Genomic DNA, 23,749 nt, shown 5'->3' with positions numbered 1-23,749 from the left:
CGCTCATCCGGCGGCGTCCGCCAGCGCCCGCGGCAGCGCGCCGGTGTGCAGCACCCCCAGCCGCTGGGTCGCGCGGGTCAGGGCCACGTACAGGTCGCTGGTGCCGTAGCGGCCGGGCTCGACGACCAGGACGGAGTCGAACTCCAGGCCCTTGGCCTGGCGCGGGTCGAGGAGGACGACCGTGCGGGTCAGGTCGGGCTCCGCGCCCGCGGTGACGCCGTCCAGCCGGGCGGCCAGGCGGCGGTGCAGGTCGCGCGGGGCGATCACGGCGAGCCGGCCCTCGTCCGGGGTGAGTTCGGCGACGGCCTTCGCCACCGCGCCGGGCAGGTCGCCGGTGGCGCGCACCCAGGGGCGTACGCCGGTGGAGCGCACCGAGCTGGGCGGGGTGAACTCCGGGTTCTCGGCGCGTACCACGGCCGCCGCCAGGTCCATGATCTCGGCGGGCGTACGGTAGTTGACGCCCAGCCGGGTGTGCTCCCAGCGGTCCTCGACATACGGCCGCAGGATGTCCGCCCAGGAGCCGACACCGGCCGCCTCCGCGGTCTGCGCGGGGTCGCCGACGAGGGTCATCGAGCGGGTCGGGCTGCGCCGCATCAGCAGCCGCCAGGCCATCGGGGACAGCTCCTGCGCCTCGTCGACGATGATGTGCCCGAACGCCCAGGTGCGGTCGGCCGCCGCGCGCTCGGCGGCGCTGCGGTGGTCGTCCTCCTCCTGCCGCTCGGCGAACCGCTCGGCGTCGATGATGTCGTGCGCGGACAGGACCTCGGAGTCCTCCTCGTCCTTGTCGTCGAACTCGTAGGTCCGCGAGGCGTAGGAGACGTCCAGCACGCCCTGCGCGTACGCCACCTGGTTCTCGCGTTCGCGTTCGGCGCGGGCGCGGGCCACCCGGTCGTCCTCGCCGAGCAGTTCGGCGGCCTCGTCGAGCAGCGGTACGTCCGCGACGGTCCACGCCCGGGTGACCGGACGGCGGATCGCGGCGGCGTCCTCGTCGCAGACGTAGCCCTCCGGCGCGGCGAGGAAGTCCGCGACCAGGCGGCGCGGGGTGAGCCGGGGCCACAGCAGGTCGATGGCCGACCAGACCTCCGGGTTCTCGGCGAGTTCGTCGCGGATCTGGGTGATGTCGCTGGCGTCGAGCAGATTCGAGCCGTCGTAGGGGTCGGTGCCGATGCGCTCGGCGACCATGTCGGTGAGCGTGTTGAGGATGTGGCCCTCGAAGTGCTCGCGCGCCACGTTGTGCGGCAGCTTCGCGGCGCGGGTGCGCTCGCGGGCCACCCGCACCAGGCCGTCGTCGAGCATCAGGACCTCGCGGTCGTGCTCGATGGCGAGCACCGGGTCGGGCAGCGCCTGCCGGTCGCGTACGACGGCCGCGAGCACACCGGCCATGTCGGCGCGGCCCTTGACGGCCGCCGCCTCGGGCGTGTCGGTCGCCGTCGCCTTCACCCCGGGGAACAGCTCGCCCACGGTCGCCAGCAGCACACCGGTCTCGCCGAGCGAGGGCAGCACCTCGCCGATGTAGCCGAGGAACGCCGGGTTGGGGCCCACGATCAGCACGGCCCGCCGGGCGAGCAGTTCGCGGTGCTCGTAGAGCAGATAGGCGGCCCGGTGCAGCGCGACGGCGGTCTTGCCGGTGCCGGGGCCGCCCTCGACGACCAGCACACCGCGGTGCGGGGCGCGGATGATGCGGTCCTGGTCGGCCTGGATGGTGCGCACGATGTCGCCCATCCGTCCGGTGCGCGCGGAGTCGAGCGCGGCGAGCAGCACCGCGTCGCCGGTCGGGTCCTCGTGCCCGGTGCGGGTGGCGTCGCCCAGGTCGAGGATCTCGTCGTGCAGGGCGGTGACCCGGCGGCCCTCGGTGGTCAGGTGCCTGCGGCGGCGCAGACCCATCGGGGTGTGGCCGGTGGCCAGGTAGAAGGGCCGGGCCACGTCCGCCCGCCAGTCGATCAGGACCGGGGTGCGCTCGGCGTCGTCCGCGCGCACCCCGATCCGGCCGATGTGGTGGGTGGCGCCGTCGTTCAGGTCGATCCGGCCGAAGCAGAGCGAGCCGTCCACGGCGTTCAGCGCGGCGAGCAGCCCGGAGCGCTCGGCGACCAGGATGTCCCGCTCCAGCCGGGCCTGGAGGGGCGTGTCGCCCTGGGCGAGGGCGTCCGCGACGCCGGCCTCGGTGTCACCGCGCAGCGCGTCGACGAGCCGGTACAGCCCGTCGATGAATTCCTGTTCCCGACGCAATTCCTCGTCAGAAAAGCCGGTGTTTGACAATTCAGCTCCCGCCCGCATATACTGTGGTCACTGCACTTCTCCGCGAACACATTCCTCGTGAAGTCGCGAACCACCGAATATACGCAAAGCAATCCCCCGGGCGCAATTGCCCAGGGGATTTTCTGTTGCCCTCGCCCTCCCGTCAGAGCACGTCGGCCAGCTCCTCCAGCAGCCGCCGCTTGGGCCGCGCGCCCACCATCGAGCGCACCGGCTCCCCGTCCCGGAAGACCATGAGCGTCGGCGTGCCCAGCACTCCGTACCGGATCGTCGTCTCCGGATTGCGGTCCACGTCCAGCTGGACGATCTTCAGCCGGTCGCCCTCCTCGAAGGCGACGGCCCCCAGCACCGGCGCCAGCTGCCGGCACGGCCCGCACCACTCGGCCGTGAACTGCACCAGCACCGGCAGATCCGCCCCCAGCACCCGCTCCCCGAAGTCCGCGTCGGTCACTTCCTCCACGCCCGCCACCTGCTTGATCACCGCTCGTGCCCTCCCAGCTCGCACAACGGCTCCGGACCCCCCGGAACCAGCGCATCGGCGGCCAGCCCGTCCCGCGCCCGCTCGGCCCGCGCCAACTGCGCCCCGACCTGCGCCCGCACCGCCGTCAGCTCACCGATCAGCGCGTCCAGCTCGGCCAGCTTGCGCCGGTACACCACCAGCGACGCCGGACACGCGTCCCCCTCCGGATGCCCGGCCCGCAGACACTCCACGAACGGCCGCGTCTCCTCCAGCTCGAACCCGAAGTCCCGCAACGTCCTGATCTGCCGCAGCAGCTCCAGATCCCGCTCGTCGTACGTCCGGTACCCCTGCGCATCCCGCCGCGCGGGCAGCAGCCCCCGCGACTCGTAGTACCGCAACGCCCGCGCCGTGGTCCCGGCCCGCTCGGCCAGCTCACCGATTCGCATGTCCCCGACGGTACGGCTTGACGTCTGCGTCAAGGCAAGAGAGCCCGCCCGGTGGACGGCTGGTCCCACGGCGGTGGAGCGACGCCTCGGACGGTGGCCACTGGCACGGATGCGCGCTCCCCTGTCCTCGGCCTGGCTCAGACCAGCACCCCCGCCGAGTGCTCCACTTCCAGCAGGGACGCGCTGTGGCGTTCCTCGTCGAAGGCTCTGCGGCCGCCGCGGAGGCCGAAGAGGCGTTTGGTGAGGGCGATGTAGAGGACGGCGAGGATGTTGAGGGTGAGGGTGGTGATCTTCACGGCGCTGATGTGCTCGGTGAGTTCGTAGATCTCCAGCGGGAGGAAGGCGGCGGTGGCGACCACCGTGAGGTATTCGGCCCAGCGTTTGGCGTACCAGAGGCCGACCGCCTCGATGATCTCGATCAGGGCGTAGGCGAGCAGGAGTCCGGCGACCAGAAGCAGGGTGGAGTGCTTGTAGCCGAAGGTCTTCTGGATGGTGCCGACGACCGGTGAATGGTCGAGGTCGTAGTGGAAGTGCCTGAAGACGGGACGGAAGACGTCCAGGTACTCGTTGAAGAGGCGGCGTACCGCGTCCTGGCTGTTGCTGAATTTCCAGACGGCGACCGCGACGAGGACGATGAAGACGCCGCGCACGACCCGTTCCAGGGCCAGGAAGCGCAGGATGAACAGGTCCCGCAGCACCTTGCCGCGCGGCACCAGCGGGGCGTCTGCGGCCGGGCCCGAGCCGTGCGGCTCGCCGAGGACGAAGTCGCCGCAGCGCAGGCAGCGCCAGACCTCGCCGAGCGGGGTGTCGGCGTGCAGCCGGATGCGCAGCCGGGGGTCGTCCGGCGCGTAGGTCACATGGCCCTTGCGCGCGCAGGTGCGCCGGTCCCAGTCGATCGCCATCCCCCGTTGCCCTCCATCTGTGTCTGCGTCTGCCGCTGTGTGCCGGCCGCCCGCTCACGCGAGCGTGCCGTGCCGGACGGTGATCCGGCACGGCACGGCACGGTAGTGCATCCCGGTGAGAGACGCCGACGGGGGCGTTTCAGTTCAGGGCGCCGACCTCGGGGTTCTCCGCCTCCGTCTGCTCCGCCGCGGCCGGATCCTGGTCGCGGTGGGTGCCGCGGGGCAGCAGCAGGGCCACCGCGAGGGTGCCCGCGCCGAGGATGACGGCGCCGATCAGGCTGGTGTGGGAGACGGCGTCGGCGAAGGAGGAGCCGACCGCGTCCTTCATCTGCCGGGCGCCCTCGACGAGCTGTTGCGCCTGGGCCTTGAGCTGGGCGGCCTGCTGCGGGTCGGCGGTGTGGGCGGCGCGTTCGGCGAGCTGCTGGGCCTTGTCGCCGATGCCCTGGGCGACGGCGTAGCCGGCGCCGACCGAGTCCTGGGCGGTGGCCAGGGTGTCCGCCGGGAGCTTGCCGCCCTCGGTCGCGTCGGCGAGGTGGCCGGAGTACGAGGTGGACAGCAGCGAGCCGAGGATGGCGATGCCGAGCGAGCCGCCGAGTTCCAGCGAGGTGTCGTTGACGGCGCCGCCGACGCCGAGTTCGGACTCGGGGAAGGCGCCCATGATGGCGTCGGTGCAGGGCGAGAGGGCGAGGCCGATGGCCAGGCCGAGCACGATCAGCGGGGCCACGAAGTCGCCGTAGGAGGAGGTGCCGTCGACCCGGGTGAGCAGGGCGAGGGCGACGGTGCCGCCGACCATGCCCGCGGTGACCGTCCACTTCATGCCGACGCGCGGGGTGAGGTAGCCGGTGAGGGCGGAGCCGGCGAAGACCGCTCCGGCCAGCGGCAGCATGCGCACACCGGTGGCGAGGGCGTCGTAGCCGAGGACGAACTGAAGGTGCTGGGTGAGGTAGTAGAAGGCGCCGAAGACGGCCAGGAAGAACAGGGCGACGGCGAGGTTGGAGCCCGCGAAGCGGCGGCCGGTGAAGCGGCGTACGTCCAGGATGGGGCGCGGGTGGCGCAGCTCCCACAGGACGAAGGCCACCAGGCCCGCGCCCGCGACGACGGCGGCGGTGACCGCCTTGGCGTCCCAGCCGAAGTGCGGCCCCTCGATGATCATGTAGACCAGCGCGCCGATCCACAGCACGGAGAGCGCTCCGCCGACGTAGTCGATGCGGTCGTGGTGCCCGGCCCGGGACGGCGGGACGAGGACGAAGGCCGCGACCAGGGCGACGGCGGCGATGGGCACGTTGATCAGGAACGTCGAGGCCCAGCCGTGGTTCTTCAGCAGCGCTCCGGCGACGACCGGTCCGGCCGCGATGGCGAGTCCGGCGGTGGCGGTCCACAGGGTGATGGCCTTGGCGCGCTCGGCGCGCGGGAAGGTCGCGGCCAGCAGGGAGAGCGTGGCGGGCATGATCAGCGCCGCGCCGACGCCCATGACCGCGCGGGCCGCGATGACGGTGGCGGCGCTGTCGGCCAGTGAGCCGAAGACGGCGCCGCCGCCGAAGACGACGAGGCCGAGGACGAGCGCGCCGCGGCGGCTGTACTTGTCGCCGATCGCGCCGAGCAGCAGCATCAGGGCCGCGTACGGGACGGTGTAGCCGTCGATCACCCATTGCAGGTCGGCGCCGGACAGGCCCAGGTCGCGGGTCATGTCGGGGGCGGCGACCGTGAGGGCGGTGTTGGCCATCACGATGATCAGCAGGCTCAGGCAGAGCACCAGGAGCGCCCACCAGCGCCGGGCGTAGGGGCGGTCCGTCGGTCCGACCGGTTCGGTCATGACGAGTCGCATGGCAGGGGTCGCCTTCCTCGGGTGCGCGACGAGACGTGCACGACAACTACTTGCACAGAGCTGTGCAGTTGCACAACGATGTGCAATGTACGTCGTTGCACAGGGCTGTGCAAGTCGCGAGGAGGGCACAATGTCAGCCATGACCACGGGTAACACCACGCGCGCCGACGCCAATCGACGCCGCATCCTCGACGTCGCCCTCGCCGAGCTGCTGCGCGACCCCGACGCGTCCATGGACCAGATCGCGCGCGCCGCGGGGGTGGTACGGCGCACGGTGTACGGGCACTTCCCCAGCCGCGAGGCGCTGATCAGCACGCTCGTCGACGACGCCGTGCAGACGCTGGCGGACGCGCACGCCGCCGGACGCGCGGGCGCCGCCGACCCGGCGGAGGCGCTGGCGCGTTCCGTGCTGGGGATCTGGCCCATCGCCGACCGCTACCGGCTGCTGGTGGCGCTCGCCCAGCGCACGGTCACCATGCAGGGCATCCGCGAGCGCCTGACGCCCGTGCGCGCCAGTTGCGCGGAGGTCCTCCAGAACGGTCTCGACGAGGGCGTCTTCAGCTCGCCGCTGCCCGCCGCCGCCCTCGCCTACGTCCACGAACAGGTGATGTTCGCGCTGATGGAGGCGGTGAACGACGGTCTGCTCGCGGCGCCCGACGCGGGGCGTTCGGCGGCCGTCACCGTCCTCACCTCGGCGGGGATGCCGGCCGCGGGGGCGGAGGCGCTGGTCGCCCGGCTGAGCGGCTGAACGGCCGGTCCCCCAGGGGGAGGTGGCGGGGCCCGGCCCCGGGCGCGCGAAAAGCCGAGCGGCCGGGCCCGACGGGGGAGAGGGGCTCGGCCGCTCGGCGGCTCTCGGGTGGCCGGACGCCCGGCCCGGGTTCAGGCAGAGCCGGGCGTCCGGAGCAGGGGACGTACGGGGGACGTACGGGGGACGTACGGAGGGAGCGGAGGGCGTACGAGGGCGTCAGTGCCTCATGCCTTGGCGAGTTCCTTCCCGCCGTCCTCGCGCTGCTCGGGCAGTCCGGAACCGGCCGCGGCCGTACCGGAGTGGCCGGAGTCGCCGGAGTCATCGGAGTCGCCGGAGTCGTCGAGCAGCGTCCGCTCGTCGAAGGGCAGGTCCCCCGCGAGCACCCGCCGCACCCGGTCCTGGTCGACCTCGCCGGTCCAGGTGCCGATCAGCAGGGTGGCGACGGCATTGCCCGCGAAGTTGGTGAGGGCGCGGGCCTCGCTCATGAAGCGGTCGATGCCGACGATGAGGCCGACGCCGTCCACCAGGGCGGGCTTGTGGGACTGGAGGGCACCGGCGAGCGTGGCCAGACCGGCGCCGGTGACGCCCGCCGCGCCCTTGGAGGCGATCATCATGAACAGCAGCAGGGTGATCTGCTGGCCGAGGGAGAGCGGCTGGTCCATGGCGTCCGCGATGAACAGCGAGGCCATGGTCAGGTAGATCATGGTGCCGTCGAGGTTGAAGGAGTAGCCGGTCGGCACGGTGATGCCGACGACCGGGCGGCTCACGCCCAGGTGCTCCATCTTGGCGATCAGCCGGGGCAGCGCGGACTCCGACGAGGACGTGGACAGGATGAGCAGGAACTCCCGGCCCAGGTACTTCAGCAGCTGGAAGATGTTGACCCCGGCCACCAGCCGCGTCATGGCGCCGAGCACCACGATCACGAAGAGCAGACAGGTGACGTAGAAGCCGAACATGATCGTGGCGAGCGCCTTCAGGGCGTCGACGCCCGTCTCGCCCACGACGGCGGCCATGGCGCCGAAGGCACCGATGGGCGCGGCCCACATGATCATGGCGAGGATGCGGAAGACCAGCCGCTGGATGTGCTCCACCCCGCGCAGCACCGGCTCGCCCTTGCGGCCCATGGCCTGGAGCGCGAACCCGACGAGCAGCGCGACCAGCAGGGTCTGGAGCACCTCACCTTCGGTGAAGGACGACACCAGCGTGGTCGGGATGATCCCGAGCACGAAGTCGACCGGGCCCTCCTTGGCGGCGTCCGCCTGGGCGTGGCCGACGCCCTTGACGGCCTCGGTGAGGTGCATGCCGCTGCCCGGGTGGACCAGGTTGCCGATCACCAGGCCGATGGCCAGCGCGACGAACGACATGGCGATGAAGTAGCCGAGGGCGAGGCCGCCCACCTTGCCGACCTTGGCCGCCTTGCGCACCGAACCGACGCCCAGCACGATCGTGCAGAAGATGATCGGGGAGATCATCATCTTGATCAGGTTCACGAAGCCGGTGCCCAGCGGCTTCAGTTCCTTGGCGGTGTCCGGCGCGGCGAACCCGACGGCGACACCGAGGACCACCGCGGCGATGACCGCCAGGTAGAGATAGTGGGTGCGGTCCCGCTTGGCTGCGGGGCCGGGCCCTGCTGCGGGCGCGGCAGGTGCCGTATCGGCTGTGCTGGTCACGGCGGCCCTCCTTGACGACGTCATCGGCATCACCGGCGTGCGGCTCACGTCCGGGGGAATTCGGGGATGCGGCGACTATCTCCTCTCGTGTGAGGGCGGTCACCCTTCCGTTCATTTAGTTCACGCCATGGCTCGGAGGCAGACTGAACGGCATGCGCCTGACCGTCCTCCCGAGACCTCGCAGCCTGGCGGGCCAGCTCTTCGCCATGCAGGCCGTGCTGCTGGCGCTCGTCGTGGCCGGATATGCGCTGTTCGCCTTCGTCAGCGACCGCGGCCAGGCCGAGAGCGCGGCCCGCCGGCAGACCACGGCGGTGGCCCGTTCCATCGCCGACTCCCCCTCGGTACGGTCCGCGATCGGCACCGCGGACCCCACCGCGCTGCTCCAGCCGTACGCGCTGAGGGTGCAGCGGGACACGGGTGTCGACTTCGTGACGATCATGACGCCGCAGGGCATCCGCTGGACCCACCCGGAGCCCGGCGAGATCGGCCGCCCCTTCCTCGGCAACATCTCCCGCGCCCGGCACGGCGAGTCCTTCACCGAGACGTACACCGGCACCCTGGGCCCCTCCGTCCGCGCGGTCACCCCCGTCGAGGACGCCGACGGGCGCGTCGTCGGGCTGGTCAGCGCCGGGATCAAGGTGGAGGCGATCAGCCGGCGGGTGCGGGAGCAGGTCACGGCGCTGTTCGGGGTCGCGGCGGGCATCCTGGCGCTGGGCGCGGTCGCCACGTACGTCATCAACGCGCGGCTGCGCCGGCACACCCACGGGATGAACGCGGACGAGCTGAGCCGGATGCACGACTACCACCAGGCGGCGCTGCACGCGGTGCGCGAGGGGCTGCTGATGCTGGACGCGCACTACCGGGTGGCCCTCATCAACGACGGCGGCCGGGAACTGCTCGGGGTGGGCGGCGCCAGCGGCGAGGCGGAGGTGGTGGGCCGCTCGGTGGCCGGGCTCGGGCTGCCCGCTCCGCTGACCGGGGCCCTGCTGGCGTCCGAGCCGCGGGTGGACGAGGTGCACCTCACGGACTCACGGGTCCTGGTGGTGAACACCTCCCCGGTCTCCGGCGGCGAGCGCCGGGGCACGGTGGTCACCCTGCGCGATGTCACCGAGCTCCAGTCGCTGATGGGCGAGCTGGACTCGGAGCGCGGTTTCACCCAGGCGCTGCGCTCGCAGGCGCACGAGGCGGCGAACCGGCTGCACACGGTGGTGTCGCTGATCGAGCTGGGCCGCGCCGAGGAGGCGGTGGAGTTCGCCACGGCGGAGCTGGAGCTGGCCCAGGCCCTGACCGACCAGGTGGTCGCCGCGGTCGGTGAACCGGTGCTGGCCGCGCTGCTGCTCGGCAAGACCGCGCAGGCCAACGAGCGGGGCGTGGAGCTGATGGTGTCCGAGGACAGCGGTCTGGACGACGGACTGCTGCCCGCCGCCCTGCCCTCCCGCGACCTGGTGACGATCCTCGGCAACCTCATCGACAACGCGGTGGACGCGGCCCAGGGCGGTGCGCGGGCCCGGGTGACGGTGACGGTGAGGGCAGAGGGCGGGAAGCGCGGAGAGGGCGGAGAGGGCGGCGAGGGCGGCGAACTGCTGCTGCGGGTCGCCGACAGCGGTCCGGGCGTCGACCCCGACCACACGGACCTGGTCTTCCAGCGCGGCTACTCGACCAAGCCGACCGGTCCCGGCGGCCGGGGGCTCGGGCTCGCGCTGGCCCGGCAGGCGGTGCAGCGGCACCGGGGCACGCTGACGGTGGCGGCGGCCGCGGAGGGCGGCGCGGCGTTCGCGGCCCGGCTCCCGCTGAGCGGGCCCGCCGGTCCGGCCGGTCCGGCCGGTCCCGCCACCGACGGCGTGCCCGGGGCCCGTACGGACGACGGCGCCGGCCGGACACCGGCCGGGCAGGCGACACGATCACAGCGAGCGGGACAGGCGGGACGCGGGGCATGACGGACGACGGCACCGGCAGACGAGCCCGGGGACACGGGCATCCGCGGGGACGACCGGGCGGGCCCGGCGGTCCGGACGCGACAGGCGGGCCGGAGGGGCCGGGCGGTCCGCCGCCGGCGCAGCCGCCGATCCGGGTGCTGGTCGTGGAGGACGACCCGGTCGCGGCGGACGCCCATGTCCTGTACGTGGGCCGGGTGCCGGGCTTCACCGCCGTCGGCAAGGCGCACACCGGCGCCGAGGCCCGCCGGGCGCTGGAACGCACGCCGGTGGACCTGCTCCTCCTGGATCTGCACCTGCCGGACGTGCACGGCCTCCAGCTCGCCCGCTCGCTGCGGGCCGCCGGCCACCACGCGGACGTGATCGCGGTGACCTCGGCCCGGGACCTGGCGGTGGTGCGGGAGGGCGTCTCGCTCGGCGTGGTGCAGTACGTCCTGAAGCCGTTCACCTTCGCCACGCTGCGGGACCGGCTGGTCCGCTACGCGGAGTTCCGTGCGGCGGCCGGTGAGGCGGGCGGCCAGGAGGAGGTCGACCGGGCGCTCGCCGCGCTGCGCGCGCCCGGCCCGGCGGCGCTGCCCAAGGGCCTGAGCGCCCCGACCCTGCAACGGGTGACGGGCGCGCTGCGCGACGCCGGGGAGGGCCTGACGGCGGCCGGTCTCGCCGAGGCGGTCGGCATCTCGCGGATCACGGCCCGCCGCTATCTGGAGCATCTGGTGGACGCCGGCCGCGCCGCCCGGCGTCCGCTGTACGGACAGGTGGGCCGCCCGGAGCTGGTGTACCGGTGGGTGCCGGGCCGGTGAGCCGCGCCGGGGCGCCGCGACGGCCGTCCCGGAGGAACCGGGACCGGGCGCCCGTAGGTTCGTACAACCCGTGATCCTGTGGGAACGGCCCGTGGTCAGCGGCCCCGCGGGCTCCTACGTTGTGGCCGTGCACCGACCACCGCCCGCCCTCCCCTTCGACGCCCCCGCCGCCCGCCGGATCCGCGCCGCCCTCGGCATGGGCCCCGAGCACGTCGCCCACGGCATGCGGGTCTCCTACGGGCTGCCGTACGTCACCCCCGACCTGGTGATCGCCTGGGAACGCGGGTCCGCCGCGCCCTCGGGACCCGAGCTTGCGGCGCTGGCCGGGGCGCTGTGGTGCGCGCCGGGTGATCTGATCGCGCGCCCGCGCACGCTGCGCGAGCACCGCATCGCCCGGGGGCTGCGGCCGGAGGACGTGGCCCGTGCCGTGGGTCTCGAACTCCCCCGCTATCTGCGGATGGAGGAGCGCGAGGAGTGGCGCGGCACCGAGCGGCAGACGGCGGCGCTGGCCGGGGCGCTCGCCCTGGACCTGCCCGACTTCGTGGCCGTCACCGGGCGCGAGGAGCACCTGGCCGAGCTGCTGCGCAGCGCCGTCGGCACCCGCTGGCAGGGGTACGTGCGCCCGGTCGCCAAGGTGGTGCCGCTCGAGCGGCAGCTCCTGGAACAGGCCCTCCAGGCCCTGCACCAGGACTACCAGGGGCAGATGGTCGCCTCGCTCAGCTGGGCCGCGGGCAGCGCGGCCGGGGAGGCGGGCGACGCCGGCCGGGACTTCCTCGACCGGATCGTGGAACACTTCTGGACCCGGGTGGAGGCGGCTCCGTAGCCGCCCCCTCCACGGGTCCCGCCGGGTCCTAGAAGACCGACTCGGCCTCGTCCATGCGGTCCTTCGGCACCGTCTTCAGTTCGGTGACGGCCTCGGCGAGCGGGACCATCACGATGTCGGTGCCGCGCAGCGAGGTCATGCGGCCGAAGTGGCCCTGGTGCGCCGCCTCCACCGCGTGCCAGCCGAAGCGGGTGGCGAGGACGCGGTCGTAGGCGGTGGGGACGCCGCCGCGCTGGACGTGGCCGAGGATGACCGGCTTGGCCTCCTTGCCGAGCCGCTTCTCCAGCTCGTACGCCAGGGCCGTGCCGATGCCCTGGAAGCGCTCGTGGCCGAACTTGTCGATCGCGCCCTTGCCGTAGTCCATGCTGCCCTCGGCGGGGTGGGCGCCCTCGGCGACGCAGATCACGGCGAACTTCTTGCCGCGGGCGAAGCGCTCCTCGACCATCTTGACCAGGTCGGCCGGGTCGAAGGGGCGCTCGGGCAGGCAGATGCCGTGGGCGCCGGCGGCCATGCCGGACTCCAGGGCGATCCAGCCCGCGTGCCGGCCCATGACCTCGACGACCATGACCCGCTGGTGGGACTCGGCGGTGGTCTTCAGGCGGTCCATCGCCTCGGTGGCGACGCCGACGGCGGTGTCGAAGCCGAAGGTGCGGTCGGTGGAGGAGATGTCGTTGTCGATGGTCTTGGGCACGCCCACCACCGGCAGCCCGGCGTCGGACAGCATCCGCGCGGCGGTCAGGGTGCCCTCGCCGCCGATCGGGATGAGCGCGTCGATGCCGAAGCGGTGGATCATGTCGGAGGCGTTCTCGCAGGCTTCGCGGAGCCGGTCGCGCTCCAGCCGGGAGGAGCCGAGGATGGTGCCGCCGCGGGCGAGGATGCCGCTGACGGCGTTGAGGTCCAGCTCGCGGTAGCGCCCGTCGAGCAGGCCCGCGTAGCCGTCCTCGAAGCCGATGACCTCGTCGCCGTAGGCCGTGACCGCTCGGTGCACCACCGACCGGATCACCGCGTTCAGCCCCGGACAGTCGCCGCCTGCCGTGAGAACTCCGATACGCATCGTGCTGTGTCTCCTGCCCACTGTTGACACCGGTGATCCGGTCCGATTGTTTCATGTTCCGCGGGCGGCTTCGTCTTGGCCGGGGGCCTGTCCACTTGACGGGCGCCTTATCTACCGGCAGGGGTATTGTCAAGAGGGTTCCGCTCACCTCGGTGGGCGATTTTTGTCCCCGAGCGGCCCGGACGCCCCCGCGGAGGTCCAGGCGGACTCAGGGAGCCCGGGAAGCCCAGCAAGCCCACGAAGCTCAGCAAGCTCAGGAACCCAAAGAAACGGAGTGCCCGCGTGACCCGCAGCGTGTACGTGACCGGCATCGACCGCGGCGACGGCCGCCAGGTCGTCGAGCTGGGTGTCATGGAGCTGCTGACCCGGCAGGTCGACCGGGTGGGCGTCTTCCGCCCGCTCGTCCACGACGGTCCGGACCGGCTCTTCGAACTGCTGCGCTCCCGCTACCGGCTGACCCAGGACCCGGCGACGGTCTACGGCATGGGCTACCAGGAGGCGTCCGCCCTCCAGGCCGAGCAGGGCACCGACGAGCTGGTCTCCACGCTCGTCGACCGCTTCCACCGGGTGGCCCGCGACTACGACGTCGTCCTCGTCCTCGGCACCGACTTCGCCGACACCCAGCTCCCGGACGAGCTGTCCCTCAACGCCCGGTTCGCCAACGAGTTCGGCGCCTCGGTGCTGCCCGTCGTCGGCGGCCGCAAGCAGAGCGCCGAGTCCGTGCTCGCCGAGACCCGCAACGCCTACCGCGCCTACGACGGCCTGGGCTGCGACGTGCTGGCCATGGTCACCAACCGGGTGGCCCGCGAGGACCGCGACGAGATAGCCGGGCGGCTGGCCGGCCGCCTGCCCGTGCCTTGCTTCGTGGTGCCCGACGAACCGGCCCTGTCCGCGCCGACCGTCGCGCAGATCACCCACGTCCTGGACGGCAGGATCCTGCTCGGCGACGAGTCGGGGCTCGCCCGCGACGCGCTCGACTTCGTCTTCGGCGGCGCCATGCTGCCCAACCTGCTCAAGGCGCTCACCCCCGGCTGCCTGGTCGTCACCCCCGGGGACCGCGCCGACCTGGTCGTCGGCTCGCTCGCCGCGCACAGCGCCGGCACCCCGCCCATCGCCGGTGTGCTGCTCACGCTGAACGAGGAGCCCGGCGAGGAGATCCTCACCCTGGCCGCCCGGCTCGCGCCCGGCACCCCGGTCGTCTCGGTCTCCGGCAACAGCTTCCCCACCGCCGAACGCCTGTTCTCCCTGGAGGGCAAGCTGAACGCGGCCACCCCGCGCAAGGCGGAGACCGCCCTCGGCCTGTTCGAGCGGTACGTGGACACCGCCGACCTCAGCAAGCGGGTCTCCGCGCCCAGCAGCGACCGGCTCACCCCGATGATGTTCGAGCACAAGCTCCTCGAACAGGCCCGCTCCGACCTGCGCCGGGTCGTGCTGCCCGAGGGCACCGAGGAACGCGTGCTGCACGCCGCGGAGGTGCTGCTGCGCCGCGGGGTGTGCGAGCTGACCCTGCTCGGCCCGGTGGAGACGATCCGCAAGAAGGCCGCCGACCTCGGCATCGACCTCGGCTCCACCCAGCTCATCGACCCGGCCGTCTCCGAGCTGCGCGACGCCTTCGCCGAGCAGTACGCCCGGCTGCGCGCCCACAAGGGCGTCACGGTCGAGCTGGCGTACGACGTGGTCTCCGACGTGAACTACTTCGGCACGCTGATGGTCCAGCAGGGCCTGGCCGACGGCATGGTCTCCGGCTCCGTGCACTCCACGGCCGCGACCATCCGGCCCGCTTTCGAGATCATCAAGACAAAGCCCGAGGCGTCGATCGTCTCCTCGGTGTTCTTCATGTGCCTGGCCGACAAGGTGCTCGTCTACGGCGACTGCGCGGTCAACCCCGACCCGGACGCCGAGCAGCTCGCCGACATCGCCGTGCAGTCGGCGGCCACCGCCGCCCAGTTCGGCGTGGAGCCGCGGATCGCCATGCTGTCGTACTCCACCGGCACCTCCGGCAGCGGCGCCGACGTCGACAAGGTGCGCGAGGCGACCGACCTGGTCCGGCTGCGCCGCCCTGACCTGATGATCGAGGGGCCCATCCAGTACGACGCGGCCGTGGAGCCCTCGGTGGCCGCGACCAAGCTGCCCGGCTCGGAGGTCGCCGGGCAGGCCAGCGTGCTGGTCTTCCCGGACCTGAACACCGGCAACAACACCTACAAGGCCGTGCAGCGCTCGGCCGGCGCCATCGCGGTCGGCCCGGTCCTGCAGGGACTGCGCAAGCCGGTCAACGACCTGTCCCGCGGCGCCCTCGTCCAGGACATCGTCAACACCGTCGCCATCACCGCGATCCAGGCCCAGGACCAGGCCCAGGACCAGGCCCGGACGCCCGCCGCACCCGCCGCACCCGCCGCACCCGCCCGCTGACGTCCGAGAGAGAACCCCTGACCCCGTGAACGCGACCCGTGTCCTCGTCCTCAACTCCGGCTCCTCGTCCCTGAAGTACCAGCTGCTCGACATGCGCGACGCGAGCCGGCTCGCCACGGGTCTGGTCGAGCGCATCGGCGAGCAGACCTCCCGGCTCAAGCACACCTGCCCGGCCACCGGCGAGACCCGCGAGCAGAACGGCCCGATCGCCGACCACGACGCCGCCCTCAAGGCCGTCGCCGGGGAACTGGCCCGCGACGGCCTCGGCCTGGACTCCCCCGAACTGGCCGCGATCGGGCACCGCGTGGTGCACGGCGGCATGTTCTTCACCGAGCCGACCGTCATCGACGACGCGGTGCTCACCGAGATCGAGCGGCTGATCCCGGTGGCGCCGCTGCACAACCCCGCCAACCTCACCGGCATCCGCACCGCGCGGGCCCTGCGCCCCGACCTGCCGCAGGTCGCCGTCTTCGACACGGCCTTCCACACCACGATGCCGGAGTCCGCCGCCCTCTACGCCATCGAGACCAAGCTCGCCGACCGCTACCGGGTGCGGCGCTACGGCTTCCACGGCACCTCGCACGCCTATGTCTCGCGCCGGACGGCCGAGCTGCTGGGCCGCTCCCCCGAGGACGTCAACGTGATCGTGCTGCACCTGGGCAACGGGGCGTCCGCCTCGGCGGTGCGGGCCGGGCGGTGCGTGGACACCTCCATGGGGCTCACCCCGCTGGAGGGCCTGGTGATGGGAACCCGTTCGGGCGACCTGGACCCGGCGGTCATCTTCCATTTGCAGCGCGTCGGCGGAATGTCCATGGACGAGATCGACACTCTCCTCAACAAGAGGAGCGGTCTGTTCGGCCTGTGCGGTGACAACGACATGCGGGAGATACGGCGCCGGATGGACGAGGGCGACGAGCAGGCGCGGCTCGCGTTCGAGATCTACATCCACCGGCTGAAGAAGTACATCGGCGCCTATTACGCGGTACTCGGCTCGGTGGACGCCGTCGCCTTCACCGCCGGGGTCGGGGAGAACGCCGGCTTCGTGCGCGCGGCGGCGGTGGCGGGCCTGGAGGGGCTGGGCCTGGAGGTGGACGGCGCGCGGAACGCCGTGCGCGGCGGCGAGGCGCGGCTGATCTCCCCGGACGGTGCGCGGGTCGCGGTGGCCGTGGTGCCGACGGACGAGGAAATGGAGATCGCCGCGCAGACGTACGCACTCGTCGGAAAGCACGAGTAGAGCACGGGCAAGGACCGAACGACGGAAGACAATCAAGGACAAGCGAGGACGAAGCAAGGGACAAACGAAGGGCAAGCGAAGGACACGCGAAGGACACGCGAATTCGACGGGCACTTCCACCGGCACTTCCACCGGCACTCGACTGAGCGCGGACCCGCCCACTTGTATATTCCGCCACACGGAATATTCCGCAGCGAAACAAACCGTTAGGATCGCCCCATGCGCCGTTCGAAAATCGTCTGTACCCTCGGCCCCGCGGTCGACTCCCACGAGCAGCTCGTCTCGCTGATCGAAGCCGGCATGAACGTGGCCCGCTTCAACTTCAGCCACGGCACCCACGCCGAGCACCAGGGCCGGTACGACCGGGTCCGTGCCGCGGCCAAGGAGACCGGCCGGGCCATCGCGGTCCTCGCCGACCTCCAGGGCCCGAAGATCCGGCTGGAGACCTTCGCCGAGGGCCCGGTCGAGCTGGAGCGCGGTGACGAGTTCACCATCACGACCGAGGACGTCGCGGGCGACAAGCAGATCTGCGGCACGACGTACAAGGGGCTGCCGGGTGACGTCTCGCGCGGCGACCAGGTCCTGATCAACGACGGCAACGTCGAGCTGAAGGTCCTGGACGTCGAGGGTCCGCGGGTGAGGACGATCGTCATCGAGGGTGGTGTCATCTCCGACCACAAGGGCATCAACCTGCCCGGCGCGGCCGTGAACGTGCCGGCGCTGTCCGAGAAGGACATCGAGGACCTGCGGTTCGCGCTGCGCATGGGCTGCGACATGGTGGCGCTGTCCTTCGTCCGGGACGCCAAGGACGTCGCCGACGTCCACCGCGTCATGGACGAGGAGGGCCACCGCGTCCCCGTCATCGCCAAGGTGGAGAAGCCGCAGGCGGTGGAGAACATGGAGGACGTCGTGATGGCGTTCGACGGTGTGATGGTCGCCCGCGGCGACCTCGCCGTCGAGTACCCGCTCGAAAAGGTCCCCATGGTGCAGAAGCGCCTGATCGAGCTGTGCCGGCGCAACGCCAAGCCGGTGATCGTGGCGACCCAGATGATGGAGTCGATGATCACCAACTCCCGGCCGACCCGCGCCGAGGCATCCGACGTGGCCAACGCGATCCTGGACGGCGCCGACGCGGTGATGCTGTCCGCCGAGTCGAGCGTGGGCGCGTACCCGATCGAGACCGTCAAGACGATGTCGAAGATCGTCGCGGCGGCCGAGGAGGAGCTGCTGTCCAAGGGCCTCCAGCCGCTGGTGCCGGGCAAGAAGCCGCGCACGCAGGGCGGTTCGGTGGCCCGTGCCGCCGCCGAGATCGCCGACTTCCTCGGCGGCAAGGGCCTGGTGGCCTTCACCCAGTCCGGCGACACGGCCCGCCGGCTGTCCCGCTACCGCGCCACGCAGCCGATCCTGGCCTTCACCACCGACGAGTCCACCCGCAACCAGCTGGCGCTCAGCTGGGGCGTGGAGTCGCACGTGGTGCCGTTCGTCAACAGCACCGACGAGATGGTCGACCTGGTCGACCAGGAGCTGATCAAGCTCAAGCGGTTCAACGCGGGTGACGTCGTGATCATCACCGCGGGCTCCCCGCCCGGCGTCCCCGGCACCACCAACATGGTGCGCGTCCACCACCTGGGCGGCGGCGGGCGCGACTGACGTCCGCCCGCACGGACCGTCGTACGCACCGAGGGCGCCCCCGCCGGGACCGGCGGGGGCGCCCTCGGCTGTGCGGCTCCCGGTTCAGTCGGTGGTGTACAGGTGCATGCCGGGGATGGTGAGGGTGCCGCCGAACTGGGCGGCCTGGACGACGTGCACCTTGGTGAAGTAGATCAGCGGGATGTCCAGCGGCGGCGGGTTGTCCGGGCTGAACGTCACCGGGATCAGTCCGAGCAGGTTGCCGGAGAGGCTCTCGGTGTACATCACCGTGTCACCGTCGCGGATCGTGGACGTCGAACCCTTGGCCGCCTGTACGTGGTACGTCTTGCCGGCGTCCTTGTCCTTCACCGTCTGGTGCAGGTCACCGATGTCGGTGCCGCTCGAAATGACGTACTTCAGCACCTTCTTGACGGTGCCGTTGGCCGTCCGGACCTCGACGACGCCCTTGTAGCTGGCGCCCTTCAGCAGCAGGGAACTGGCGTCCAGGTACCACGGGTCGTCCGCCAGGGGCGTCTTGTTGTCGACGCCACCCTGGTCGTCGGTGGCCGCGGCGGGGCAGTCCGCCGGGGCGGGGCTCTCGCTCGCGCCCGCGCTCGTGGACGGGCTCGGCGAGGAGGTGGCCTCCTCGGCCTTGTCCTTCGCTTCGTCCGCCTTGTCCTTGGCGTCCTGCGCCTTGCCCTCGGCGTCCTTGACGGCGTCGCCCGCGTCCCCGGCCGCCCCGGAGGCCGCGTCGGTGACACCCTTCACGGTGTCGCCGACCGTGTCGGTGACCTTCTTGGTGGTGTCCTCGACCGTGTCCGACGCGGCCTTGCCGAGGCCCTTCCCGTCCAGGTCCTTCTTCGCGGCGTCCGCCGAGGAGGTGGCGGTCGGGGACGGAGAGGCGGCCGGGGACTGCTTCTTGCCGCCGGTCAGGATGTCGCCGAGCACGTCACCGATGGTGCCGAGCAGACCGCCGTTCTTGGCCGGTGCCGAGGGGGACGACGAGGTGGTGGCCGGTGCCTGGGGCGCGCCCTTGTCGTCGGAACCTGAATCCGGCGAAGAGTGCGTGCCCGTGGCGGGCTGCTTCTCGGTGTCCTCGGTTCCGGCCGGGCCGGTGGAGGAGGTGGTGGACGGGGCGGGCGTACGGCCCTGTGCGGCGCCGTCCTTGCCGTCCCCCTCATCCGTACTCTTGTCGCCCTTGGCGTCCTTGGCGTCCTTGGCGTCCTTGTCCTTCGCGGAGTCGGTGGCACTCGCGGAGTCCGAAGGCTCGGGCGAGGAGCCGTCCTTGGACTTCTCCAGCGCCTCCACGCACTTCTTGTACTCCTCGGGCGACATCGGCGTCGTCTCGGACGAGGAAGCGGTCGTACCCGACTTGGGATGGTTGTTGTTGTCGGCCAGGGCGAGCGAGGACGTGAAGCCCATCCCCACGAGGACCGCCGTGGGCATCGCCACGGTGGCTATCGCCTTGCCGGCCGGCATGTGGAACCTGGTGAACAGCGGCTTCTTGGGTGCCGCGTGGCGCGGCCCGGTTCTCGCACGGGACTCTTCCACATCAGCCCCGTGGTTCACCTCGTCAGCCGGCACTGTGCCTCCCGTTCGCCCCGTTGGCCGGGCTCGTTCCTGACAGGTCGTTCGACTCGTCCACCGCGTCCGCCGGGCCGGGCTCTCCGGGCTTCCCGGTGCTTTCGTCGTCCTGCCGCGCGGGCGGCACACCCGGCGCCCAGGACACGGCCATCGCGCCGCCGATGAGGGCGAGCAGGAAGCCCATGAGGAAGCCGCCGAAGTTGGACACCGGGATGGACACCAGCCCGAGCAGGATCGAGGCGACACCCGCGAAGACCCGGATGTGCTTCTGGAACCAGAGGCTGATGCCCAGGACCACGAGCAGCACACCGATGATCAGGGAGCCCGCGCCCGCGGTGGTCGACATCGCCAGCGTCAGATGGCCGACCTGGAGATGGGCGTACGGGAAGTACATGATCGGCAAGCCGCCGAGCAGGACGAACAGCCCCGCCCAGAACGGCCGGGTGCCCCGCCAGGCGCGGAACTGCAGCCTCCGGCGAGTGAACTGGCCGGGCACGGCGGAAGTCTCGGCGCTCATGGAAAACAGCTCCCTGGTGCAGCGTTGCTGTGGGTGGTGGTGCGGTGGAGAAGTGGGGGGTGCGAGATCTCGGCCGACGAGCGGCCGGGCGGGGGGCGCCCAGGGCCTCCCCCCGCCCGTCACCGGGTGCCTAGTAGCACTCGGCCTTCTTCGGGTCCGTTGACAGTGACATGTGCAGACCGGGCAGCGTGAAGGTGCCGGCAGTGGTCGCCCACGCCGTCTGCTGCACGTCGTACAGGTCCGCCGAAGTAGCCTGCTGGGCGAAGCCGTAGGGGTTGGCCTGCTCGCTTCCGCCCTTCATACCCGGGCCCTTGCCGCCCTTGTCGGCGCCCGTTTCGCCAGCCGCGACGCCGATGTCGATGCCGTGGAAAACGGCACCGCCCTTGGCGTTGAGGTCCGCGACGTCGATGTACAAGTTGTCGGCCGAGACCTGCTTCTGCTTGTCGGAGCTGTTACCCGCCTCCAGCCGCAGAGTGACGGAGCCGATCCCCGGAAGGCCGATCGGGGTGGTGACCGACTGGCACAGCTTCTTGATCGTCGCGTCCTTGAACGACGAGACCGCAACCGGGCGAGTGGCCTTACCACCCGTGAGGGTGTAGCCGGAGTCGATCGCCCCGTACTGCGCGAAGCCATTGCCGTGCAGTTCCTTGGCCGAGACCTTGAACTCCTGCCCCGACACGCTGAACGAAGCGGCCAGCGCGCCCTGGGCCAGGGCCACGCCTATCGCCGCCGTCGCGGCGACGCTGGGCACCATCACCACAGCGAACCGCTTCCATCTGGTCCCGCCACGCACCTGGGACTCCATATTTCCTCCTTCTCGGACGTACATCTCCTGGCCTCGGCTCACCCCGTCTCGACGGGACGGCCGGGCAGGGATGGGAGAAGTGCTACGTCCTCGGGAAGGAGAGCGCCCGCGCTCGGTGGCGCGAACCGCGCCCGAATCACCGGCGATCACCCCCGAGCGACAACCACTGGTCGCGCCTGACACGCATCACGCACAACCTTGCTGGACAGGCTTCGCCGGACGGCGAAGACCCCCCTGCCCAAGGGTCGGCGCCACTGTCGCCGGCCCTGCTCGGTGGGGACCCAGACATCCCGCGACCCGGTTGGCTGCCGGGGTGCGGGAATGGACCGAGCGTCGCCGATCGTGGTCCATTCCGGCCGCCCGCACAAGGGGGTTCGTTACTCGCTAGTAACGGCTGGATAACCGGAGTTCGACACACCGGCCGCGCACGGCGACACACGGTCGCAACAATGGGCAGAACAAAGCAGTTGATGCCCGGACGGAACCGGGCAGACCAACACCCCGCCCTTACTTGCAGTAACAGCGGCCGCGATTGCCAAGTTTTGGCAAAGCGCGGCCGCTGTGGCGGGCCCCCGGCAGTTCTTTCACCCGGGCATCACACGCCCTGGCGTTTGACGACCGCCGGATGCGGGGAACCGGAACAGACCGGGCGAACCGTCAGCTCGTCAGCCCGTCAGAACAGCGCCCGCGCCAGCGCCCTGCGCGCCGCCGCGACCCGCGGGTCCTCCGCCCCGACGACCTCGAACAGCTCCAGCAGTCTCAGCCGCGCCGCGTCCCGGTCCTCACCGGCGGTGCGCCGCACCGTGTCGATGAGCCGGCCGAACGCGTCCTCGACATGACCGCCCACGAGGTCCAGGTCGGCGGCGGCGATCTGGGCCGGCACGTCCGACGGCTTCTCGGCCGCCTCCTGACGGACCCTCTGCGGGTCCAGATCCTGCACGCGCTGGAGCAACTCCGCCTGCGCGAGACCCAGTCTGGCCTCCGGGTGACCGGGGTCATCGGCCAGGACGTTCTTGTACGCCTGGGCCGCGCCGCCGAGGTCGCCCGCGTCCAGCGCCTGCGCCGCCGCGTTCAGCAGCGACTCGTGCGGGCCTGCGGCCGGAGCCTGCTGGGGGGCCTGGCCGCCCGGCTCGGCCTCCGGGTCGACGGTGAGACCGGTCAGACCGAAGCGCTGCTCGGCGACCTGCACCAGCTGGTCCAGCGTCTGACGGATCTGCGTCTCGTCCGCCGCCCCCTGGAAGAGGGGCAGGGCCTGACCGGCGACCACCGCGAAGACCGCGGGGATCCCCTGGATGCCGAACTGCTGCATCAGCATCTGGTTGGCGTCGACATCGATCTTGGCGAGGAGGAAGCGCCCGGCGTACTCGACGGCCAGCCGCTCCAGGACCGGGCTCAGCTGCTTGCAGGGCTGGCACCACTCGGCCCAGAAGTCGATGACGACCGGTACCTCTGCGGAGCGCTGGAGGACATCGCGTTCGAAGCCGGCCTCGTCGACGTCGATGACGAGGTCGGCGGGCGACACCGCCCCCACCCCGCCCTCGCGGGCGGCCTGGGCGCGCGCCTGCTCCGCCTTCGCCTTGGCCTCCTGGGCCGCCTTCACCGCGGCGAGGTCGACGACTCCGCTCATGGACATGTTCCGTGGCTGCATGCGTCTATCCTCCCCCGTTCCGCGTGCCGGAGTGAAAACCGCTGACCGGACCGGACCGCGCCGGGCGCCTGGTCCCCACCGGGCGCCGGGTTCCGCGGTCCGTACCGCGTGTCGTACGTGCGTGGTTGACGAGCGTGCTGGATGCGTGATGCTGCTGTGTGGTCGTCGCTCGCGCGGGTGCGTCCGCGCTTTCGCTACGACCCGTAGCGTAATGGCACGGGGTGCCTCCGCGGAACCGTCTCCTCGTGATCTCCCTCACGGCCGCACAGGAACCGCTCGAATCCCGTACGGACATGGTCAGGGGACGCACGGTTATGGTCAGGGGATGCAGAGCCGCACGCCGCCCCTCCGCGCCGGCCGCCCGCGCAGCGCCGCGGCGGACACGGCGATCCTGGCCGCCACCCGGGCGGCCCTGGTGGAGCTGGGCTGGTCGAAGCTCACGCTGGGCGACGTGGCCACGCGCGCCGGGGTCGCCAAGACCACGCTGTACCGCCGCTGGGCGGGCAAGAACGAACTGGTCGTCGACGCCGTCGCCGAACTCTTCGACGAACTACGGCTGCCCGACCTCGGCAGCCTCGCGGCCGACATCGAGGGCGTCGTCCTCCAGTTCGCGGCGATCCTGGCCCGCCCCGAGGCCAAGAGCGGCCTGATGGCCGTCGTCGCCGAGTCCACCCGCGACGACGCCCTGCGCGAACGCATCCGCGGCTCGATCGTGGAGCGTCAGAAGCGGCTCGTCCTGGAGGGCCGCACCCGGGCGCAGGAGCGCGGCGAACTCCCCCCGGAGACGGACCCGGCGGAGGCCGCCCGCACCGCCGACCTGATCTTCGACATCGTCGCGGGCGCGGTCGTCCACCGCACCCTGGTCAGCGCGGAGCCCGCCGACGAGGAATGGGTGCGGAGCTTCACGGGCGTACTCCTCCTCGGGCTGGGCTCCGCCTCGCAGGTGCCTCCGGCGGCCCCGTAGCCGCCGGTCCGCACTCCTGCCGCAGTCACCGGAGTCAGGCGGGC

At 71.9% G+C, this 23,749-nt stretch carries 19 protein-coding genes; 8 read left to right on the top strand and 11 right to left on the bottom strand.

Going from position 1 to position 23,749, the window contains the following annotated elements; genetic code table 11:
• Window positions 1–3 precede the first annotated feature (3 nt).
• From A8713_RS21945 to A8713_RS21925, 5 genes are all read right to left on the bottom strand, one after another.
• Window positions 4–2,274 (bottom strand): HelD family protein, encoded by a 2,271-nt coding sequence (locus tag A8713_RS21945; RefSeq protein ID WP_064535330.1) that lies wholly within the window; start codon window positions 2,272–2,274, stop codon window positions 4–6.
• A gap of 124 nt (window positions 2,275–2,398) precedes the next feature.
• Window positions 2,399–2,731 carry a thioredoxin family protein gene (locus tag A8713_RS21940; RefSeq protein WP_026253175.1) on the bottom strand — a complete coding sequence of 111 codons (333 nt, stop codon included), beginning with the start codon at window positions 2,729–2,731 and terminating at the stop codon, window positions 2,399–2,401.
• Window positions 2,731–3,159, bottom strand: coding sequence for a MerR family transcriptional regulator (locus tag A8713_RS21935; protein WP_037891113.1), 429 nt, complete (start codon window positions 3,157–3,159; stop codon window positions 2,731–2,733). The genes A8713_RS21940 and A8713_RS21935 overlap by 1 nt, the downstream gene beginning before the upstream one ends.
• Window positions 3,160–3,296: 137 nt before the next feature.
• Complete coding sequence (locus tag A8713_RS21930; protein ID WP_064535329.1) at window positions 3,297–4,061, bottom strand: DUF2127 domain-containing protein; 765 nt, start codon at window positions 4,059–4,061, stop codon at window positions 3,297–3,299.
• 139 nt (window positions 4,062–4,200) lie between these two features.
• On the bottom strand, window positions 4,201–5,886 hold the full coding sequence (locus A8713_RS21925; protein ID WP_064535328.1) for an MFS transporter: 1,686 nt from the start codon (window positions 5,884–5,886) through the stop codon (window positions 4,201–4,203).
• Window positions 5,887–6,016: 130 nt separating this feature from the next.
• Here A8713_RS21925 and A8713_RS21920 point away from each other — a divergent pair, with 130 nt between their 5' ends.
• Window positions 6,017–6,634: a TetR/AcrR family transcriptional regulator gene (locus A8713_RS21920; protein WP_064535327.1), complete on the top strand. Its 618-nt coding sequence runs from the start codon at window positions 6,017–6,019 to the stop codon at window positions 6,632–6,634.
• 224 nt (window positions 6,635–6,858) lie between these two features.
• On the opposite strand, the gene A8713_RS21915 is transcribed toward A8713_RS21920, so the two are convergent.
• Complete coding sequence (locus A8713_RS21915) at window positions 6,859–8,328, bottom strand: cation:dicarboxylate symporter family transporter (RefSeq protein WP_107440817.1); 1,470 nt, start codon at window positions 8,326–8,328, stop codon at window positions 6,859–6,861.
• A gap of 128 nt (window positions 8,329–8,456) precedes the next feature.
• Between A8713_RS21915 and A8713_RS21910 the strand changes: the two genes are divergently transcribed.
• The 3 genes from A8713_RS21910 to A8713_RS21900 all read left to right on the top strand — a co-directional run bounded on the left by A8713_RS21910 (window position 8,457) and on the right by A8713_RS21900 (window position 11,861).
• Window positions 8,457–10,241, top strand: coding sequence for an ATP-binding protein (locus tag A8713_RS21910; RefSeq protein ID WP_064535325.1), 1,785 nt, complete (start codon window positions 8,457–8,459; stop codon window positions 10,239–10,241).
• Between the two features lie 134 nt (window positions 10,242–10,375).
• Window positions 10,376–11,038, top strand: a complete 663-nt coding sequence (locus A8713_RS21905) for a response regulator (protein WP_064535324.1) — start codon at window positions 10,376–10,378, stop codon at window positions 11,036–11,038.
• A gap of 127 nt (window positions 11,039–11,165) precedes the next feature.
• Window positions 11,166–11,861, top strand: coding sequence for an XRE family transcriptional regulator (locus A8713_RS21900; protein ID WP_237305440.1), 696 nt, complete (start codon window positions 11,166–11,168; stop codon window positions 11,859–11,861).
• 28 nt (window positions 11,862–11,889) lie between these two features.
• Here the strand turns inward: A8713_RS21900 and A8713_RS21895 are convergent, their stop codons facing one another.
• On the bottom strand, window positions 11,890–12,915 hold the full coding sequence (locus A8713_RS21895) for an ATP-dependent 6-phosphofructokinase (RefSeq protein ID WP_064535323.1): 1,026 nt from the start codon (window positions 12,913–12,915) through the stop codon (window positions 11,890–11,892).
• 282 nt (window positions 12,916–13,197) lie between these two features.
• On the opposite strand from A8713_RS21895, the gene pta reads away from it, so the two are divergent.
• From pta to pyk, 3 genes are all read left to right on the top strand, one after another.
• The gene (gene pta, locus A8713_RS21890; protein ID WP_064535322.1) at window positions 13,198–15,324 is read left to right on the top strand and encodes a phosphate acetyltransferase; all 2,127 of its coding nucleotides are present in this window, start codon (window positions 13,198–13,200) and stop codon (window positions 15,322–15,324) included.
• Window positions 15,325–15,349: 25 nt separating this feature from the next.
• Window positions 15,350–16,558 (top strand): acetate kinase, encoded by a 1,209-nt coding sequence (locus tag A8713_RS21885; RefSeq protein WP_064535321.1) that lies wholly within the window; start codon window positions 15,350–15,352, stop codon window positions 16,556–16,558.
• Between the two features lie 219 nt (window positions 16,559–16,777).
• The gene (gene pyk / locus A8713_RS21880; RefSeq protein WP_064535320.1) at window positions 16,778–18,208 is read left to right on the top strand and encodes a pyruvate kinase; all 1,431 of its coding nucleotides are present in this window, start codon (window positions 16,778–16,780) and stop codon (window positions 18,206–18,208) included.
• Window positions 18,209–18,292: 84 nt separating this feature from the next.
• Here pyk and A8713_RS21875 read toward each other — a convergent pair whose 3' ends face one another.
• From A8713_RS21875 to A8713_RS21860, 4 genes are all read right to left on the bottom strand, one after another.
• On the bottom strand, window positions 18,293–19,666 hold the full coding sequence (locus A8713_RS21875; RefSeq protein WP_064535319.1) for a hypothetical protein: 1,374 nt from the start codon (window positions 19,664–19,666) through the stop codon (window positions 18,293–18,295).
• A 94-nt stretch (window positions 19,667–19,760) separates the two neighbouring features.
• Entirely contained in the window at window positions 19,761–20,288 is a 528-nt protein-coding gene (locus A8713_RS21870) for a DUF6114 domain-containing protein (protein WP_064535318.1), read from the bottom strand.
• 130 nt (window positions 20,289–20,418) lie between these two features.
• On the bottom strand, window positions 20,419–21,093 hold the full coding sequence (locus A8713_RS21865) for a DUF6230 family protein (protein WP_064535317.1): 675 nt from the start codon (window positions 21,091–21,093) through the stop codon (window positions 20,419–20,421).
• Between the two features lie 673 nt (window positions 21,094–21,766).
• Entirely contained in the window at window positions 21,767–22,741 is a 975-nt protein-coding gene (locus A8713_RS21860) for a tetratricopeptide repeat protein (protein WP_064535316.1), read from the bottom strand.
• 325 nt (window positions 22,742–23,066) lie between these two features.
• Between A8713_RS21860 and A8713_RS21855 the strand changes: the two genes are divergently transcribed.
• Window positions 23,067–23,705, top strand: a complete 639-nt coding sequence (locus A8713_RS21855; protein ID WP_018571498.1) for a TetR/AcrR family transcriptional regulator — start codon at window positions 23,067–23,069, stop codon at window positions 23,703–23,705.
• The last annotated feature ends 44 nt before the right edge of the window (window positions 23,706–23,749 follow it).

This window comes from Streptomyces sp. SAT1 (assembly GCF_001654495.1).
Lineage (GTDB): Bacteria > Actinomycetota > Actinomycetes > Streptomycetales > Streptomycetaceae > Streptomyces > Streptomyces andamanensis.
This window is presented reverse-complemented; position numbering and strand designations above follow the sequence as displayed.

What these genes read in the sequence shown, in the direction of transcription:
- pyk (WP_064535320.1), top strand. Translation starts at nt 16,778, where the DNA reads ATGCGCCGTTCGAAAATCGTCTGTACCCTCGGCCCCGCGGTCGACTCC.
- A8713_RS21860 (WP_064535316.1), bottom strand. Translation starts at nt 22,741, where the DNA reads ATGCAGCCACGGAACATGTCCATGAGCGGAGTCGTCGACCTCGCCGCG.
- A8713_RS21870 (WP_064535318.1), bottom strand. Translation starts at nt 20,288, where the DNA reads ATGAGCGCCGAGACTTCCGCCGTGCCCGGCCAGTTCACTCGCCGGAGG.
- A8713_RS21945 (WP_064535330.1), bottom strand. Translation starts at nt 2,274, where the DNA reads ATGCGGGCGGGAGCTGAATTGTCAAACACCGGCTTTTCTGACGAGGAA.
- A8713_RS21865 (WP_064535317.1), bottom strand. Translation starts at nt 21,093, where the DNA reads ATGGAGTCCCAGGTGCGTGGCGGGACCAGATGGAAGCGGTTCGCTGTG.
- A8713_RS21855 (WP_018571498.1), top strand. Translation starts at nt 23,067, where the DNA reads ATGCAGAGCCGCACGCCGCCCCTCCGCGCCGGCCGCCCGCGCAGCGCC.
- A8713_RS21875 (WP_064535319.1), bottom strand. Translation starts at nt 19,666, where the DNA reads ATGCCGGCCGGCAAGGCGATAGCCACCGTGGCGATGCCCACGGCGGTC.
- A8713_RS21910 (WP_064535325.1), top strand. Translation starts at nt 8,457, where the DNA reads ATGCGCCTGACCGTCCTCCCGAGACCTCGCAGCCTGGCGGGCCAGCTC.
- A8713_RS21920 (WP_064535327.1), top strand. Translation starts at nt 6,017, where the DNA reads ATGTCAGCCATGACCACGGGTAACACCACGCGCGCCGACGCCAATCGA.
- A8713_RS21935 (WP_037891113.1), bottom strand. Translation starts at nt 3,159, where the DNA reads ATGCGAATCGGTGAGCTGGCCGAGCGGGCCGGGACCACGGCGCGGGCG.
- A8713_RS21895 (WP_064535323.1), bottom strand. Translation starts at nt 12,915, where the DNA reads ATGCGTATCGGAGTTCTCACGGCAGGCGGCGACTGTCCGGGGCTGAAC.
- A8713_RS21915 (WP_107440817.1), bottom strand. Translation starts at nt 8,328, where the DNA reads ATGACGTCGTCAAGGAGGGCCGCCGTGACCAGCACAGCCGATACGGCA.
- A8713_RS21925 (WP_064535328.1), bottom strand. Translation starts at nt 5,886, where the DNA reads ATGCGACTCGTCATGACCGAACCGGTCGGACCGACGGACCGCCCCTAC.
- A8713_RS21930 (WP_064535329.1), bottom strand. Translation starts at nt 4,061, where the DNA reads ATGGCGATCGACTGGGACCGGCGCACCTGCGCGCGCAAGGGCCATGTG.